General features: G+C 62.6%; 12 protein-coding genes. 4 read left to right on the top strand and 8 right to left on the bottom strand.

The window, feature by feature from the left end; translation table 11 throughout:
* Positions 1–35: 35 nt before the first annotated feature.
* Genes R4P65_RS20675 through R4P65_RS20660 form a run of 4 tightly spaced genes read right to left on the bottom strand, consistent with a single transcriptional unit; the run spans position 36 to position 5,060 of the window.
* The gene (locus R4P65_RS20675; protein ID WP_317827936.1) at positions 36–2,018 is read right to left on the bottom strand and encodes a 5-oxoprolinase/urea amidolyase family protein; all 1,983 of its coding nucleotides are present in this window, start codon (positions 2,016–2,018) and stop codon (positions 36–38) included.
* Positions 2,015–2,668 carry an urea amidolyase associated protein UAAP2 gene (locus R4P65_RS20670; RefSeq protein ID WP_317827935.1) on the bottom strand — a complete coding sequence of 218 codons (654 nt, stop codon included), beginning with the start codon at positions 2,666–2,668 and terminating at the stop codon, positions 2,015–2,017. Before R4P65_RS20670 ends, R4P65_RS20675 begins: the two co-directional genes overlap by 4 nt.
* On the bottom strand, positions 2,665–3,498 hold the full coding sequence (locus R4P65_RS20665; RefSeq protein ID WP_317827934.1) for an urea amidolyase associated protein UAAP1: 834 nt from the start codon (positions 3,496–3,498) through the stop codon (positions 2,665–2,667). The genes R4P65_RS20670 and R4P65_RS20665 overlap by 4 nt, the downstream gene beginning before the upstream one ends.
* 2 nt (positions 3,499–3,500) lie before the next feature.
* The gene (locus tag R4P65_RS20660) at positions 3,501–5,060 is read right to left on the bottom strand and encodes an amino acid permease (protein WP_317827933.1); all 1,560 of its coding nucleotides are present in this window, start codon (positions 5,058–5,060) and stop codon (positions 3,501–3,503) included.
* A gap of 197 nt (positions 5,061–5,257) precedes the next feature.
* Here R4P65_RS20660 and R4P65_RS20655 point away from each other — a divergent pair, with 197 nt between their 5' ends.
* Positions 5,258–5,989, top strand: a complete 732-nt coding sequence (locus R4P65_RS20655; protein ID WP_317827932.1) for a TetR/AcrR family transcriptional regulator — start codon at positions 5,258–5,260, stop codon at positions 5,987–5,989.
* 12 nt (positions 5,990–6,001) lie between these two features.
* Here the strand turns inward: R4P65_RS20655 and R4P65_RS20650 are convergent, their stop codons facing one another.
* Positions 6,002–6,556, bottom strand: coding sequence for a transglycosylase family protein (locus tag R4P65_RS20650; RefSeq protein ID WP_003944949.1), 555 nt, complete (start codon positions 6,554–6,556; stop codon positions 6,002–6,004).
* A gap of 441 nt (positions 6,557–6,997) precedes the next feature.
* On the opposite strand from R4P65_RS20650, the gene R4P65_RS20645 reads away from it, so the two are divergent.
* On the top strand, positions 6,998–7,645 hold the full coding sequence (locus R4P65_RS20645) for a hypothetical protein (protein ID WP_317827931.1): 648 nt from the start codon (positions 6,998–7,000) through the stop codon (positions 7,643–7,645).
* 17 nt (positions 7,646–7,662) lie between these two features.
* On the opposite strand, the gene R4P65_RS20640 is transcribed toward R4P65_RS20645, so the two are convergent.
* The 3 genes from R4P65_RS20640 to R4P65_RS20630 are packed head-to-tail and all read right to left on the bottom strand — an operon-like array spanning position 7,663 to position 11,744.
* A complete protein-coding gene (locus tag R4P65_RS20640; protein WP_317827930.1) occupies positions 7,663–9,345 on the bottom strand; it encodes an ATP-binding cassette domain-containing protein in 1,683 nt (560 codons plus the stop codon).
* 15 nt (positions 9,346–9,360) lie between these two features.
* A complete protein-coding gene (gene kstD / locus R4P65_RS20635; RefSeq protein WP_317827929.1) occupies positions 9,361–11,124 on the bottom strand; it encodes a 3-oxosteroid 1-dehydrogenase in 1,764 nt (587 codons plus the stop codon).
* Entirely contained in the window at positions 11,124–11,744 is a 621-nt protein-coding gene (locus R4P65_RS20630) for a TetR/AcrR family transcriptional regulator (RefSeq protein WP_230815488.1), read from the bottom strand. The genes kstD and R4P65_RS20630 overlap by 1 nt, the downstream gene beginning before the upstream one ends.
* A 158-nt stretch (positions 11,745–11,902) precedes the next feature.
* Here R4P65_RS20630 and R4P65_RS20625 point away from each other — a divergent pair, with 158 nt between their 5' ends.
* Together R4P65_RS20625 and R4P65_RS20620 are read left to right on the top strand one after the other, a co-directional pair.
* Positions 11,903–12,406: a hypothetical protein gene (locus tag R4P65_RS20625; protein WP_317827928.1), complete on the top strand. Its 504-nt coding sequence runs from the start codon at positions 11,903–11,905 to the stop codon at positions 12,404–12,406.
* Positions 12,403–13,461, top strand: coding sequence for a serine/threonine protein phosphatase (locus tag R4P65_RS20620; protein WP_317827927.1), 1,059 nt, complete (start codon positions 12,403–12,405; stop codon positions 13,459–13,461). Before R4P65_RS20625 ends, R4P65_RS20620 begins: the two co-directional genes overlap by 4 nt.
* Positions 13,462–13,618 lie beyond the last annotated feature (157 nt).

Below are 13,618 nucleotides of genomic sequence, written 5' to 3'. Positions count from 1 at the left end.
CCTTTACTGCTGAGAAAAGGGTGCGCACTCGACCATCAACCGGGCAGCGCGAACTCCCCCGCATCCGACCAGCGCTGACGCTCCGCCCCGAACGCGACGGACTGCGTCGCGCGGAACTCCTCGATCGAACGCGAGTTCGACGCGAGGAACTCCTGATGCTCGGCCAGCGAGAAGCTTCCGTCCTCGATCTCGACTCCCCCGCCGCGGCCGGCGGCGGTGTCCGCACGCAGATCCATCAACTCTTCCGGCTCGACGGGATACCAGGAGATCCGGTCGAAGAATCGCAGTAGCCAGGGAGTGCCTTCCTCGAACGGGCCCGACTTCGCGGGGTGGCGGTGATTCCACACCTGCGTCGTACGTCCGACGAACTGGTACCCACCTGGGCCTTCCATGCCGTAGATGCAGAGGTAAGCCCCACCGATCCCGACGGCGTTTTCCGGGGTCCAGGTGCGGGCAGGGTTGTACTTGGTCGTGACCAAGCGATGGCGCGGATCGAGCGGTGTCGCGACCGGCGCTCCGAGGTAGACGTCGCCGAGGCCGAGCACCATGTACTCGGCGCCGAAGACGGTGTCGAACACGTCGTTCACGGATTCGAGACCGTTCATCCGGCGGATGAACTCGATATTCCACGGGCACCACGGCGCGTCGGCGCGAACACCGTGCATGTACCGCTGGATCGCCTCACGCGTTGCCGGGTCGTCCCACGAAAGTGGCATCCGCACAGTGCGACTGGGCACAACAAGTTCGTTGGCCGCCGGCAAGGTGTCCTCCGCCTCGGCGAGCATTCCCATCAGTTTGCCGACGGGCAGGACGTCGGGGTCGACGCGGACCTGCAGGCTGCGGATTCCCGGTGTGAGATCGAGTAGTCCGGCCGGTTTCTCGAGTTCGAGGCGCTGATGCAGCGCGTGTGCACGCGCACGCAGGGCCAGATCGAGATTCATGTCGCCGTATTCGACCAACACGTTGTCGTCACCCGAGCGGCGATATGTCACCGGGGTGTCGCCGTCGCGGCGGGCGATGACGCCGTCGTCGCCGTCACCGCCGGTGGAATGCACAACCGAACTGGAGGCTCGACGCGATACTCCCAGGTCACGGCGCGAGGCCGCCCGTTCGGCACGAACCGGTACGAAGCGAATCTTGTTGCCGGGAGCCAACTGTCCGAGCTTCCATCGATCGGCGGAAACGACCGTGATCGGGCAGACGAAGCCGCCGAGGCTCGGTCCGTCGGGTCCGAGGAGGATGGGTGTGTCGCCGGTGAAGTCGAGGGCACCGATCGAGTACGCGTTGTCGTGAATGTTCGACGGGTGAAGGCCCGCTTCGCCCCCGGTGGTTCGAGCCCAGTCAGGTTTCGGCCCGACCAACCGGACTCCGGTGCGGTCGGAGTTGAAGTGGACCTCGTACTCGGTCGCGTACAGCGTGTCGATGTCGGAGCGGGTGAAGAACTCCGGTGCCCCGTGCGGGCCCTCGGTCACCGCGAGTTCCCAGCACGTGTGTATCGCCGGAACATGCTCGGCGGGAACAGCTCCCGCTGCGCCGGTCGCCTGTCCGAGTTTGAGAACGTCTCCTGCACGCAGGGTCCGGCCTTCGTGTCCGCCGAACCTACCCAGGGTGAAGGTCGAGGCGCTGCCGAGATAGTCGTCGGTCTCGATTCCGCCCTGTACCAGTACGTAGATGCGCAGTCCCGGACCGCTGACCGTTCCGACGTCGAGCACCGCTCCAGCGGGGACGAAAACCGGTCGCCACTGACCGCGTGTGACGCCGTCGACGGTTACCGACACCGGGGCGCCTGTGACGCACACCGTGGTGTCTTCGTCAAAGGTCATCGCAGGTCCAGCCATCGCGCATTCGATGCCCGGGGCGCCTTCGGGATTTCCGAGTGCGGTGTTTCCCAACCGAAACGACAAGTCGTCCATCGGGCCCGATGGTGGAACTCCGATCTGCCAATATCGGACGCGTCCGGGATAGTCCTGAACCGTCGTCAACATTCCGGGACGCACGATGGTCAGCTTTGCGTTCATTCGTCCGCTCCCGGCCGTGTGACGATCATGCGGACGGCCGTCGGATCGAAGCCGTTGCACGGGTTGTTGATCTGCGGGCAGTTGGACACGAGGACAAGCGCGTCGCGTTCGGCACGCAACGCGAGCCGCTTTCCCGGCGCCGACAGTCCGTCGACGATGCCGAGCGTGCCGTCGGGGTCGACCGGGACATTCATGAAGAAGTTGATGTTGGACACCAGGTCCCGTTTACCGAGCCCCCATTTGGCGCCCTCTACGAGGAAGTTCTCGACGCACGCGTGCTCATGCTTGGTGTGGTGGCCGTATCGCAGCGTGTTCGATTCCTGAGAGCACGCGCCGCCGACTGTGTCGTGGTTTCCGACCTCGTCCGCAACAAGTGTCATGAGCGGAGTTCCGTCGTCACTGCGGAGCACGGAGCCTGTGGTCAGGAACAGATTCCGCTGGGCGGCGACAGTCGCTGCTGCCGAATACCGAACGCTGTGATCGTCACCGGCGTAGACGAGTGTGTCGACGGCTTGATTTCCGTGCAGATCGACGATGGTCAGGACGTCGCCGGCACGAACGAGCGCTGACCACGGCCCGAACGCGTCAGCGATCTCGTCGAGGATCACCGTTCCGGGAACGAGGGCGGGGACATCCAAAGTGGTGGTCATGCGATCTCCTCCAGGTTCGAAGCTGTCCAGGCGTCTTCGGTATTGAGCACTGCGCGTTGATATTCCGGCCCGCGATCGACAAGGCTGTCGAGTTCGTCGGCCGCATTCCACGCGAGGACTTCGAGGGACGTGGTGGGAAACTCCGACGCCGGGTCGAGTGGGTGTGCGGTGTTGGCGATCATCACGATGACGGGCAGGTGGATCAGAAGGTCAACCGTTGCACCTGCTCCGGCGGATCCGGTGCTGGTGAGAGCGCCGTCGGCCTCGACGCGCACACCGTGGAAGAACGACAACGGAGGCGCTATGTCCTGCGGCCCGAGTCCGTTCTTCGCGGCAGCCACGGTGAAAAGTTCGCGTCCGGCGGGTGAGGCACTGTGCAACGAACCCTGACCGTATTTCGCCTCGTTGGTGGCGCGCGATGTCGTTCCACAGAACGCGTCGTGGTGACCCGAGGTGTCTGCGACGACGGTCGCGAGTACTCGCCCCTGATCGGAGAGCAATGGGTGCCCGACGCCGAGATAGGCCTGCCACGGAACCTTGACCGTATCGGCGACGTTGAGTCGCTCCCAGGGAGCGTCGGCGCGGTAGAGCAAGACGTTTGCGCAGGCGCTGCCAACGACGTCGCGAAGTCGCAATCGCGTTCCACGGGAGAGAACCTTCGTCGTGTATCGCCCACCCGGTACGGTCTCAGCCCAGGTCAGACGCTTCGAGGCGACGTCCTGGGGTGGGTTCGGCCAACGAGTTGCAGGCAAGACGGGCATGGAATCGGTGATCGTTCCCGCTTGGGACCGGGCATGCTCGCGGGCTCCGGCGGTGGTCTGGGTAGTCATGGTCAGGCTCCGATCGTGACGGGATTCGGGGTGGCGCGGCCGCGCGGGAAGCAGGCGACTCCCAGCCCCACGACCAGCGCTATCGTGATGGGCGCGGCCCACTGCAGGATGGGATATTCGCCGGTGGGATTGAAAATCTCGGCCCGCGGCCAGGACAGGTTGATCACCATCAGTGCGCCGTACACCACCGCGGCGATGTTGACCGGGACTCCCCAGATACCCAGGGAGAACAGCTTTTCACCTTCGGCATCGAACTTGGGGCCGGCAGCGGTGCGCGGCCATCCCTTGAGCCGCTGAGCCAACAGCGGCACGGTCACCATGAGATATGCCAAGTAGATCAAGATGATGCACACGCTGGACAGGGTCGCGAAAATTGCCGAGTTGCCCACGTTGACGGCCAGAACGGCAATGCAGATCAGGCCGATGAGGATGGACGGTGCGATAGGTGTTCCGGTGCGGGGGTTCACCTTTGCCAAGATCGGCGAGGCGGGCAGACGCCCGTCGCGGGCCATGGAGAACATAAGCCGTGATGCAGCAGTCTGAATTGCCAAGGTGCATACGAACACTGCGATCGAGACGTCGATCAGCAGCACAGTGCCCCACGGCGAACTCAGGATAGACGTCAGTACGTACGGCAAACCTTCGGTGGCCAGGCGTCCGTCGGTCAGTGAGGGCGCTGCCATCAACGCGCCGAGGATCATCAAGCCGCCGCCGAGCGCGGAAGCGGAGAGTGCAAGGCGGATCGTACGAGGTGCGACGCGTCGGGGGTTGCGGGTCTCCTCGGCCAGTTCGCCTGCCGAACCGAAGCCGACCATGACGTAGGCAGCCATCAGTCCGGACATGATCCACGCCCAGGCATATCCGGGCTGACCGCCGGCACTGCCGGTGTCGAAGACGACGTCCGGTCCGCGCTGAGCGTGGGTGAAGAACATCCCGATCACCGCGATGACACCGACGATTTCGCAGGTCACGCCGATGTTGTTGATACGCGACATCCAATTGACGCCGATGCAGTTGATGAAGGTGGTCAGAACCAGAAGTACCGATCCGAGCAGCACGGCGTTGGCGGCACCACTCGATGAGGTGAGTGCGCTGTCCTCGCCGATGATCTGGAACCCGCTCCACACATTGGGGAGCACGACCTGCAAGGCGATCGCGGCGGCCGATGCAGTGACGATCTGAGCGAGAATCATGAACCAACCGGCGAACCAGCCGACGATCTCACCACCCATCCGCCGCGACCACTGGTAGATGGCACCCGAAATCGGATATCTGGCAGCAAGTTCCGCGAAGTTGAGAGCGACCATGAACTGACCGATGAAGACGACCGGCCACGTCCAGAAGAATGCCGGACCCGCGAAACCGAAACCGAGGCCGAACAATTGGAAGATCGTGGTCAGGATGGAGACGAAGGAGAAGCCCGCGGCGAAAGACGCGAACTTTCCCAGCGATCGATGCAGCTGCTGCTCGTAGCCGAACTCCGCGAGGTCACCGTCGTCGTGAGGCGAAGAGGCGAGTGCGGATGCGGTGGTGGGCTGCGCAGCCGGGGTGGTTGCACTCAACGGCGTACTCCTTCGGCGAAGCGATTCAGAGGCGAATAACTGTCGATTGATAGTTTTCGCGAAATCCACTCGCCGCAGGTGACGCCCGCGTATACGATTCGCCTGATTCTGTAACAGGCTCGTTGAGTACGTTTCGAGCACGTGACCGAATGCTCACAGCGGCGGCCATCCCGCAGGTAAGGCCGCAGCCTGCCACTATGGAAGGCGTGACCAACGCCGGCCCCGGACGACCCCGCCTGACCGCTCGCCGACGCCCGGGTGGCACTGCCCGGGCGGAGATCTTGGATGCAGCCGCTGAACTGTTCACCACCCGAGGCTTCGCCGCGACGTCCACACGCCACATCGCCGAAGCAGTCGGAATGCGTCAGGCGTCGCTGTACAACCATTTCGCCACCAAGGACGACATCCTGGTTGCACTGCTCGCCGACACCGTGACGCCGGCGCTCGACTTCGCGGAGAATCTCAGGCCACTCGACACCGCACCCGAGGTCAAGCTGTACGCACTTTCGTACATCGACGCGGCACAACTGATCACCGGACGGTGGAACCTCGGCGTCCTTTATCTCTTACCGGAACTGAGAAGTGACAGGTTCATGTCGTTCCGAGCCGATCGCGATCGGCTTCGCGAGCAATACCGGGCACTCGCCCAGGATGTGCTCGACGCGATTGACGATCCATCATCAACGCACCTGGCCGAGCTTCCGTTTCGCCTGGTAGAAAGCGTGATCAGCGCGCGAGCCGACGCGCTCGAAGGCACCCCGATTCCCGACGCCACTGTCATCGCCGGGTCGGCGCTGCACATTCTTGGGTGGCGCCAGGATCTTGACCCCATCCATACGGAAGCGGCAACGCTCATTGCGAACGCAGAAACGCCGAAATTGTCCGGGGCTGCATCAGCTCCGGACAATTTCGACGCATTGAGGACCTAAACGGCCACGAGACTAGACCGAGAGGGACTGTCCCGGGAAGATCAGGTTGATGTTCGGAACCTGGCTGGCGAGGTTCTCGAGCGAGATGCCGTGTGCAGCAGCGATCTTCGACAGGGTGTCGCCTGCCTTGACCACGTAGTTGCCGCTTCCGGTGCTTGCTGCCGGAGCCGACTCGACGGAAGCCTCAGCGGTGACGGGGGCGGCTGCGGCCTCGTAGTTGCCTGCGGTGGTGCCGGTGGTCAGGTACTGACCGCAGACGGGCCATGCGCCGACGCCCTGGCCTGCGAGAACGTTCTCGGCGACACGGATCTGCTCGGCCTGGCTGGCGTTGGCAGCGTTGCCCGATCCACCGAATGCGTTCCAGGTGCTCTGCGTGAACTGCAGACCACCGTAGAAGCCGTTTCCGGTGTTGGCGGCCCAGTTACCGGAGGACTCGCAGTTTGCGACTCCGGACCAGTCATGGCCGGCTGCCGAAGCGGTGCCGGTGCTCATGGCGAGCGGGATCGCGACGACTGCGCCTGCGGTTGCAACTGCGCCGAGGGCGCGCTTGAAGGTGATGCTGGTCATTGGGTAAATCCTCTCCGCTACCGCGGACGAGGTCGGCCCGGACGCTTTCACGTCTCGTCGATCGACTCGTCTGTTTCACTCCTGCCCCGCGAAGGTTTCGGGAGTACCGGACCCGCGGGGCAGAAGCACGCAGTTGCGGGTCGGTGTTTGCCCGGTAGTTTCGGGCTGTCAACGACCGTAGGCGATGGTCACGGATTGGTCACGGGGCAGTTTTCCGGCACTGCCGTACCAGATTCAGTCGAGATTCAAGAAATAACCACAGGTCAACTAGTTGATTCGAGGTTCAATCATACCGATCGTTATCCGTCCGTTATGTGGCAACCGTCACTGCGATTTTGTGACCCACCGCACCGAAAAAAGGCCGTGTCGGACCACGAAGGAGCCCCCTTCGGATGTTAAGAGATTCCTGGCAACGGGCAAAAACCAACCGCCCCAATCGTTATGGAGAATCAACTGGTGATCATCGCAGTAGAAGGACCCAGCGCCGCCGGCAAGACCACTTGGTGCCGAGCCCAGATGACGAATGAATCGGTCGTCGAGGAATTCGTGGCCGAATATCAGCCCACCGGGTTCGAACCGGATGGAACCAACCTCGAAGTGCAGGCAAGTTACTGGACAACGGTCAATTCGAAGCGATGGTCGCAAGCGGAAGATCTCGAATCGAGAACCGGTATCGCGCTCTGCGACAGCGACCCGCTGAAACTGCACTACAGCTGGTGTCTCGCTGCGGTGGGCGCAGCACTTCGGGAGCGATTCGAGTACGAGCTCGCGGCAGTCGAGACAGCTTTCGCGCACCTCGAACTGGGTTTCGCGGATCTGACCGTCATCTCGATACCGTCACCGGGGCAGCTTCTCCTTCAGCGCGAAGGAGACCCCAGCCGCCGACGACGGCATTTCGAGCTTCACGCGGCGCTCGCCGCGCCCCTCACCCACTGGTACTCGGCGGTGAACAGGGTAGATCCAGGTCGCGTTGTGTGGCGCTTCCCGACACAACTCGATCTTTCGCGCTGTCCCCCGCCTCGATCGGATCGCAGCGATCCGGGCCTCCTTCGCGCGGTGATCAACGAGCTGCCGCCTCTCCCCAGGTAGGGAGTGGCTGCTCGATCTCAGCGCGCTCGTTCGACCCTGGCCTCGTCCCACACCGGCGACTCGCTCTCGTACACGTTCCCATCCGATCCGAAGACGAGGAACCTGTCGAACCCGCGCGCGAACCAGCGATCGTGCGTGACCGAGATGACCGTGCCGGCAAACTGAGCAATGCCCTGCTCGAGCGCGTCAGCCGAGTGAAGGTCGAGGTTGTCGGTCGGTTCGTCGAGCAACAACATCGTGGCGCCGGAGAGCTCGAGGAGCAGGATCTGCAATCGTGCCTGCTGACCACCGGACAGGTCGTCGTACTTCTGTTCCGCAGCTTGGGACAATCCGTAACGGTCCAGCGCGCGGCTCGCCGCTTCACGCCCCATTCCGTTGCGGTGCTCGTCGCCCATGTGCAGGATCTCGAGCAGCGTATTTCCGGTCAGATCGGGCCTGGAGTGTGTCTGCGCAAACAATCCGGGACGCACCCGGGCACCCAGCGTCGCGGTACCCCCGTGCTCGACCGGCGCGATGTCGAGCGCCTCGACGGGCAGATGCTCGGTCCCCGGATCGGTCCCACCTCCTGCCAGGAGACGGAGGAAATGCGACTTCCCGGATCCGTTGGAGCCCAGCACGGCGACGCGGTCTCCGTACCATATCTCGGTGTCGAACGGCTTCATCAATCCCGTCAGCTCGAGATCCTGACATACCAAGGCGCGCTTGGCGGTTCGCCCGCCCGCCAGGCGAACTGTCACCTTCTGCTGAAGTGGAATCGCTTCAGGCGGTCCTGCCTCCTCGAACTTCGCCAACCTGGTTTGCGAGGCGTGATAACGCGCAGCGACGCCGTCGTTGAACTTGGCCTTTTCACGCAATCGCAGAACCAGGGCACGTAGTTTCACGTGCTCCTCGTCCCAGCGTCGACGCAGTTCTTCGAATCGAGCGTTGCGATCCTCGCGGGCCTGGTGGTAACTGGCCAGCCCAGCGCCGTGAGTCCACGACGTCGCACCGCCGATTCCCGGTTCGAGAGTCACGATGTGGGTGGCCGCGTTGGCGATCAGTTCGCGATCGTGGCTTACGAACAGGACCACTTTCGGCGATTCCGAGATCGTCTTTTCCAGCCATCGCTTGCCCGGAACATCGAGGTAGTTATCCGGCTCGTCCAGCAGGAGTGCGTCGTCGGGCCCAGCGAACAGTGCTTCGAGTACCAACCGTTTCTGCTCGCCACCGCTGAGGGAGTTGGCTGCGCGCCACTTCGCACGGTCATAGGGAACACCGAGCGCCGAGGTAGTGACCTTGTCCCAGAAGTCTTCGGTCTCGTAGCCGCCCACGTCGGCCCAATCGGCCAACGCATGCGAATACTTCATTTGAGTTGATTCCTCGTCGCGATCGATCATCGCGTTCTCCGCTGTGTCGAGCGCCAGCGCCGCGTCGCGGATCGGCGCCGGAGAGACGGACAACAGAAGATCGCGCACGGTGGACTCGTCGCGAACTTGGCCGACGAATTGCCGCATCACGCCGAGTGTTCCGGATCGAGTGACCGCGCCCTCGTCAGCGACGGCGTCTCCGGCGACAATGCGGAGCAACGTCGTCTTACCAGTCCCGTTGGGCCCGATCAGTGCAGTTTTTGCACCGTTTCCGACTCGAAAGCTGACACCGCTGAGCAGTTGTCGACCATCAGGGAGGAAGTAGTTGACGTCGGCGATGTTGAGGTGGGTCACGGGCTCAAGCGAACCCTATCGGCGTCGATCTGCCAAACCATTTGTTCGCTCGCCGGCCTCGCGCCCACTGTTGTCAGAAACGCGTGCGAACGCGTCGAGCGCCGCCAGATAGCCGAAAACCATTGCGGGACCGATAGTTGCGCCTGGCCCCGCATAGGTATGACCCATCACCGGCGAACTGGTGTTTCCGGCGGCGTAGAGCCCGTCGATGACCGAACCGTCCGCGCGCAGCGCCCGCGCGCGAGCGTCCGTGTTGATACCGCCCTTGGTTCCCAGATCGCCGGGAACCATCTTCGCCGCGTAGAACGGACCCTTGGTGAGTTCTCCGAGGCTGGGATTGGGCTTGTTGGTGCAGTCACCGTAGTAATGGTCGTATTTACTTGTCCCCCGGCCGAAGTCGCGATCAACTCCGTCGCGCGCATAACTGTTGAATCGCGTGATCGTCGCAGACAACGCATCGCCTGGTACTCCGATCTCGGCAGCGAGTTCGGCAATCGACCCGGCTCGAACAATCGCACCCGATTCGATCCACGACCGAGGTATCGGCCCGCGCGCCGGAACTCCCGCGAACAGGTAACGGTCACGGTAAGTCTGATCGAAAATCAGCCAGGCCGGAATATTCTCGGCAGGGCCGTCACCTCGGCCATGTTTTCCGCCGAACATTGCATGCGCCGCTTCGACGTAGGGAAGTGACTCGTTCATGAACCGATTCCCGCCCGCGTTGACCATCAGACTGCGCGGCAACGAACGTTCCGCCAAGGCGAACCACGGGCCCTTGGGCAGTGGAATCGACGGCGCCCACCACGCGTCGTCCATGTACGAAATTGCTGCGCCGACGCCCAGAGCTGCTCGGATACCGTCCCCGGTATTGGTCGGCGCTCCGAGAGTCCACTGCGCACTACTCGGTCGACGCTGATACTCGCTGCGCATGTCGTCGTTGTTGTCGAAACCGCCGCACGCGAGGATGACGCCGCATCGCGCGCGCAGCGTTGTCTGTACTCCCCCGGACTCGAGTCGCACGCCCACCACCCGTCCGCTGTCGGTAACCAAATCCACAAGTTTCGTTCCGAGTTTCACCGGCACGCCGGCTTTCCGAACTCCGAGCATCAGTTCCGCCATGAGCGCTGGTCCGAGCCCGATCAACTTCTTCTTCCTGGCCTTCGCGGCCAGGGATCTCATTGCCACCCGAAGCATTCGCACCGGCCCGCGCCAATGCCGAATCCCCGTGCTCAGCCACCGGTAGTCAGATTGTTGGACAACCATGTTGAGCGGAACCTTCATGTACGGCGGATGAAGTGTCGCGAGATCGTCGCCCAGTGCTCGGGCGTCGAACGGGCGCGGTTCGCACGATCGCCCGCTTGCAAGTCCGCCGGGCGCCTCGGGAAAGTAGTCGGAGTAACCCTTCACCCATTCGAGCTCCAGAGCCGAATGTCGGATCAGGAAATCGAGGGCTTCGGGGCCTCGATCGATATACGTATCAATGCGGTCGGTGTCCGCGTCCTCCCCGACAATGCTCTTCAGATAGGTTCGCGCAGAGTCGATATCGTCTGCCGGCGCCTCGCGGCGAAGTATCGAATTTCCCGGAATCCACACGCCGCCCCCGGACCGGGACGACGAACCGCCCCAGTATTCGGACTTCTCCACGAGGATCGTCGAGAGTCCGTTGTGGGCTGCCGTGATGGCTGCGGACATGCCGGCCGCCCCCGACCCGACAACAACCACATCCACTACGGGCACATCCGCTACGGGCGGCACGGCGCCCTGAGAGTCCTCGTACATCACTGGTCACGACCTTTCGTGTCATCTTCGTCCTGCGTATGCCACCGGGATCCCCGAACGGCGTCGAGCGCCCCCTCGACGCACACGGGAAGCGATGCCCCGCGTTTTTGGGGGTGACGTATCCATTGCCGATAGCCGAACTCCGCCGCAGCCAACATCAAATGAACGAGAAGTCCTGGGCGGCTGTCATTTTCCGGATCGAGTTGCATTCGCTGTGCCACCAACTCGACCAGCCGATCACGATGTTCGGGCGCGATCAGCGCGACTCGATCCATCAGGTGCGGCGCGGTACGGAACGCCGATCGCCACTGATCGATCTCCGAGGACTCGAAAGCATTGGAACGCTCGAGGATTGCCCGTGAGATCGCAAGATCAGCCGACTCGGATGCCGGGCGATCCTCGAGCAGTGTCACGATTCCGGCACCTCCCTGCCTGACCGGATCCAACAACAGATCCTCCTTGTTACGAACGTGCCGGAAGTACGTGCTCGCCGACACCCCCGCCGCCGACGCAATCTGCTCGGTGGTCACATCTTCGAAACCGTCACGCGCGAACAGTTCGAATGCCGCACGTTGAATGTCTGCTCGCACCTGCAACCGTTGTCTCTCCCGTAGTGACATCAGCAACGTCCTCCCACCTCGGCCGAGATCCGGCCATTCTCGATAATGGGAGTCTCGCCTATTGTGACAGTCACTGTCAATATCCAATTCTCTGTCAGATATCAGCAGACCCCGGCATTTCGTTGACAGGGCATTCGATTTCACGACAAGCTTCGAAGATGAAGCGATGGTTCGCGGCCGGCCTTGGAACAGCGATCGTCTCGCGATCACTTCTGCGCAAAGCACTCATCAGCAAGTTCCGACGCGACGTCCGTGCACTCAATTCCGGCAACTACCGGCCGCTGTTGAATTCCTATCAACACCACGCGGTGCTCAGATTCGCAGAGGGTGATCATCGGTGGGCAGGAGTGCATGCCGGACAGGGCCAAATCGAGACGTTTCTCCAGGAATTTGTCGACGCGGGGCTTCAAGGCGCGGTCACCGAGGCGTATTTCGGTGGTCCGCTCTGGCGCATGACACTGCTCGCCCGATTCGACGACCGAGCCCTTGGCCCGGACGGCGCCGTCATCTACCAAAATCGGACAGTGCTTCTCGTTCGAACCAAGTGGGGGAAGATAATCGAGCAGGAAGACTATTACGAGGACACAGGCAGAATCGGCGACTTCGAGAAGCGGCTTCGCGAAATCGAAGCCGGACGAACCTGTGGCACAGTCGTGGAATGACAGATGTCAGGGCTGACCGGTACCGAAAACTATCGGCATTCCTCGCTTCCCGGAACGATGCCGAACTAACCCAACTGGTAGACACCGCTCGCGTCACGAGTGTCGGAGTGGGCGGCGCCGCAGGACTCGTCAGTGTCGGCGAAAACAGGCTCAACGGCGTTCCGGTATTCACCAAACGAATTCCACTGAGCGAACGGGAACTCGCCGACGTGGGCTCCACGTCCAATCTCTTCGACCTACCCATGTTCTGCCAGTACGGCATTGGAGGGCCAAGCTTCAACGCATGGCGAGAGCTGGCCGCGAACGTCGTCGTCACCGATGCCGTTCTGGCCGGCGAAACACAGTCCTTCCCAATGCTTTACCACTGGCGGGTGCTGCCCGGCCGCTCACCTGTTGCATCCGAACACGCGGACATCGACGCGGTGCTTGCCGCTCAGAGCGGCAGCCCGGCTGTGCGGACGCGCCTCGAGGCGCTCGCCGCTGCACCAAGCAGCCTCGTACTGTTCTGCGAGTACATCGCACACCCGATATCGGATTGGCTGCAGGACAACCCGGCCGGCAAGGCTGCCGAAGTCGAACGACAGTTTTCGGAGATCGTGGCGTTCTTGCGCGATCGACAGTTGCTCCACATGGACGGACATTTCGGCAATATGCGCACCGATATGGAGCGGATCTATCTCAGCGACTTCGGACTGGCCACATCGCCACACTTCGACCTGTCAACTGCCGAGCACGACTTCGCCCGGCGTCATGCCACTCATGACGCCGACTACGCCGCCATGCTTCTGGTCAACTGGTTGGTGACCGAGGTCTGCGGGGTACCGAGGCCGACAAGCGGCGGACCAGTCGCCCGCAACGAGTACGTACGCTGGTGCGCCACAGGTCATATCCCAGGTGATGTGGCACCGGGGGTGGCTGCGATCTTGACCCGGCACGCACCTGCCGCTGCGGAGATGAACGACTTCTACTGGCGATTGTTCGACGGCGACTTCGACGCGCACTACCCTCATATAGCGGCTGTTCCGAGATCCGGTCGAGGACAGGGTTTTCCCTGAACTGCCGTCTCCACATCTCAGGGTTCATGTCATCCTCCGGACCGATGCGCTGGTCAGTGTCGGTAGGGCACAGTTCTGCACATGATTGAACTGAGGGGATTGACCAAGGTTTACGGACCGACGAAAGCGGTGGACGATTTGTCGTTCACGGTCAAGC

The sequence above is a fragment of the Rhodococcus sp. IEGM 1318 genome (assembly GCF_033142465.1).
Classification (GTDB): Bacteria; Actinomycetota; Actinomycetes; order Mycobacteriales; family Mycobacteriaceae; genus Rhodococcus_F; species Rhodococcus_F qingshengii_B.
Note: the sequence above shows the minus strand (reverse complement) of the source record. Positions and strands in the feature narration are given on the sequence as shown.

Excerpts from the sequence above, each read along its gene's own strand:
- R4P65_RS20675 (WP_317827936.1), bottom strand. The coding sequence starts at position 2,018 with ATGAACGCAAAGCTGACCATCGTGCGTCCCGGAATGTTGACGACGGTT.
- R4P65_RS20670 (WP_317827935.1), bottom strand. The coding sequence starts at position 2,668 with ATGACCACCACTTTGGATGTCCCCGCCCTCGTTCCCGGAACGGTGATC.
- R4P65_RS20665 (WP_317827934.1), bottom strand. The coding sequence starts at position 3,498 with ATGACTACCCAGACCACCGCCGGAGCCCGCGAGCATGCCCGGTCCCAA.
- R4P65_RS20655 (WP_317827932.1), top strand. The coding sequence starts at position 5,258 with ATGGAAGGCGTGACCAACGCCGGCCCCGGACGACCCCGCCTGACCGCT.
- R4P65_RS20650 (WP_003944949.1), bottom strand. The coding sequence starts at position 6,556 with ATGACCAGCATCACCTTCAAGCGCGCCCTCGGCGCAGTTGCAACCGCA.
- R4P65_RS20645 (WP_317827931.1), top strand. The coding sequence starts at position 6,998 with ATGGAGAATCAACTGGTGATCATCGCAGTAGAAGGACCCAGCGCCGCC.
- kstD (WP_317827929.1), bottom strand. The coding sequence starts at position 11,124 with ATGTACGAGGACTCTCAGGGCGCCGTGCCGCCCGTAGCGGATGTGCCC.
- R4P65_RS20630 (WP_230815488.1), bottom strand. The coding sequence starts at position 11,744 with ATGTCACTACGGGAGAGACAACGGTTGCAGGTGCGAGCAGACATTCAA.
- R4P65_RS20625 (WP_317827928.1), top strand. The coding sequence starts at position 11,903 with ATGAAGCGATGGTTCGCGGCCGGCCTTGGAACAGCGATCGTCTCGCGA.
- R4P65_RS20620 (WP_317827927.1), top strand. The coding sequence starts at position 12,403 with ATGACAGATGTCAGGGCTGACCGGTACCGAAAACTATCGGCATTCCTC.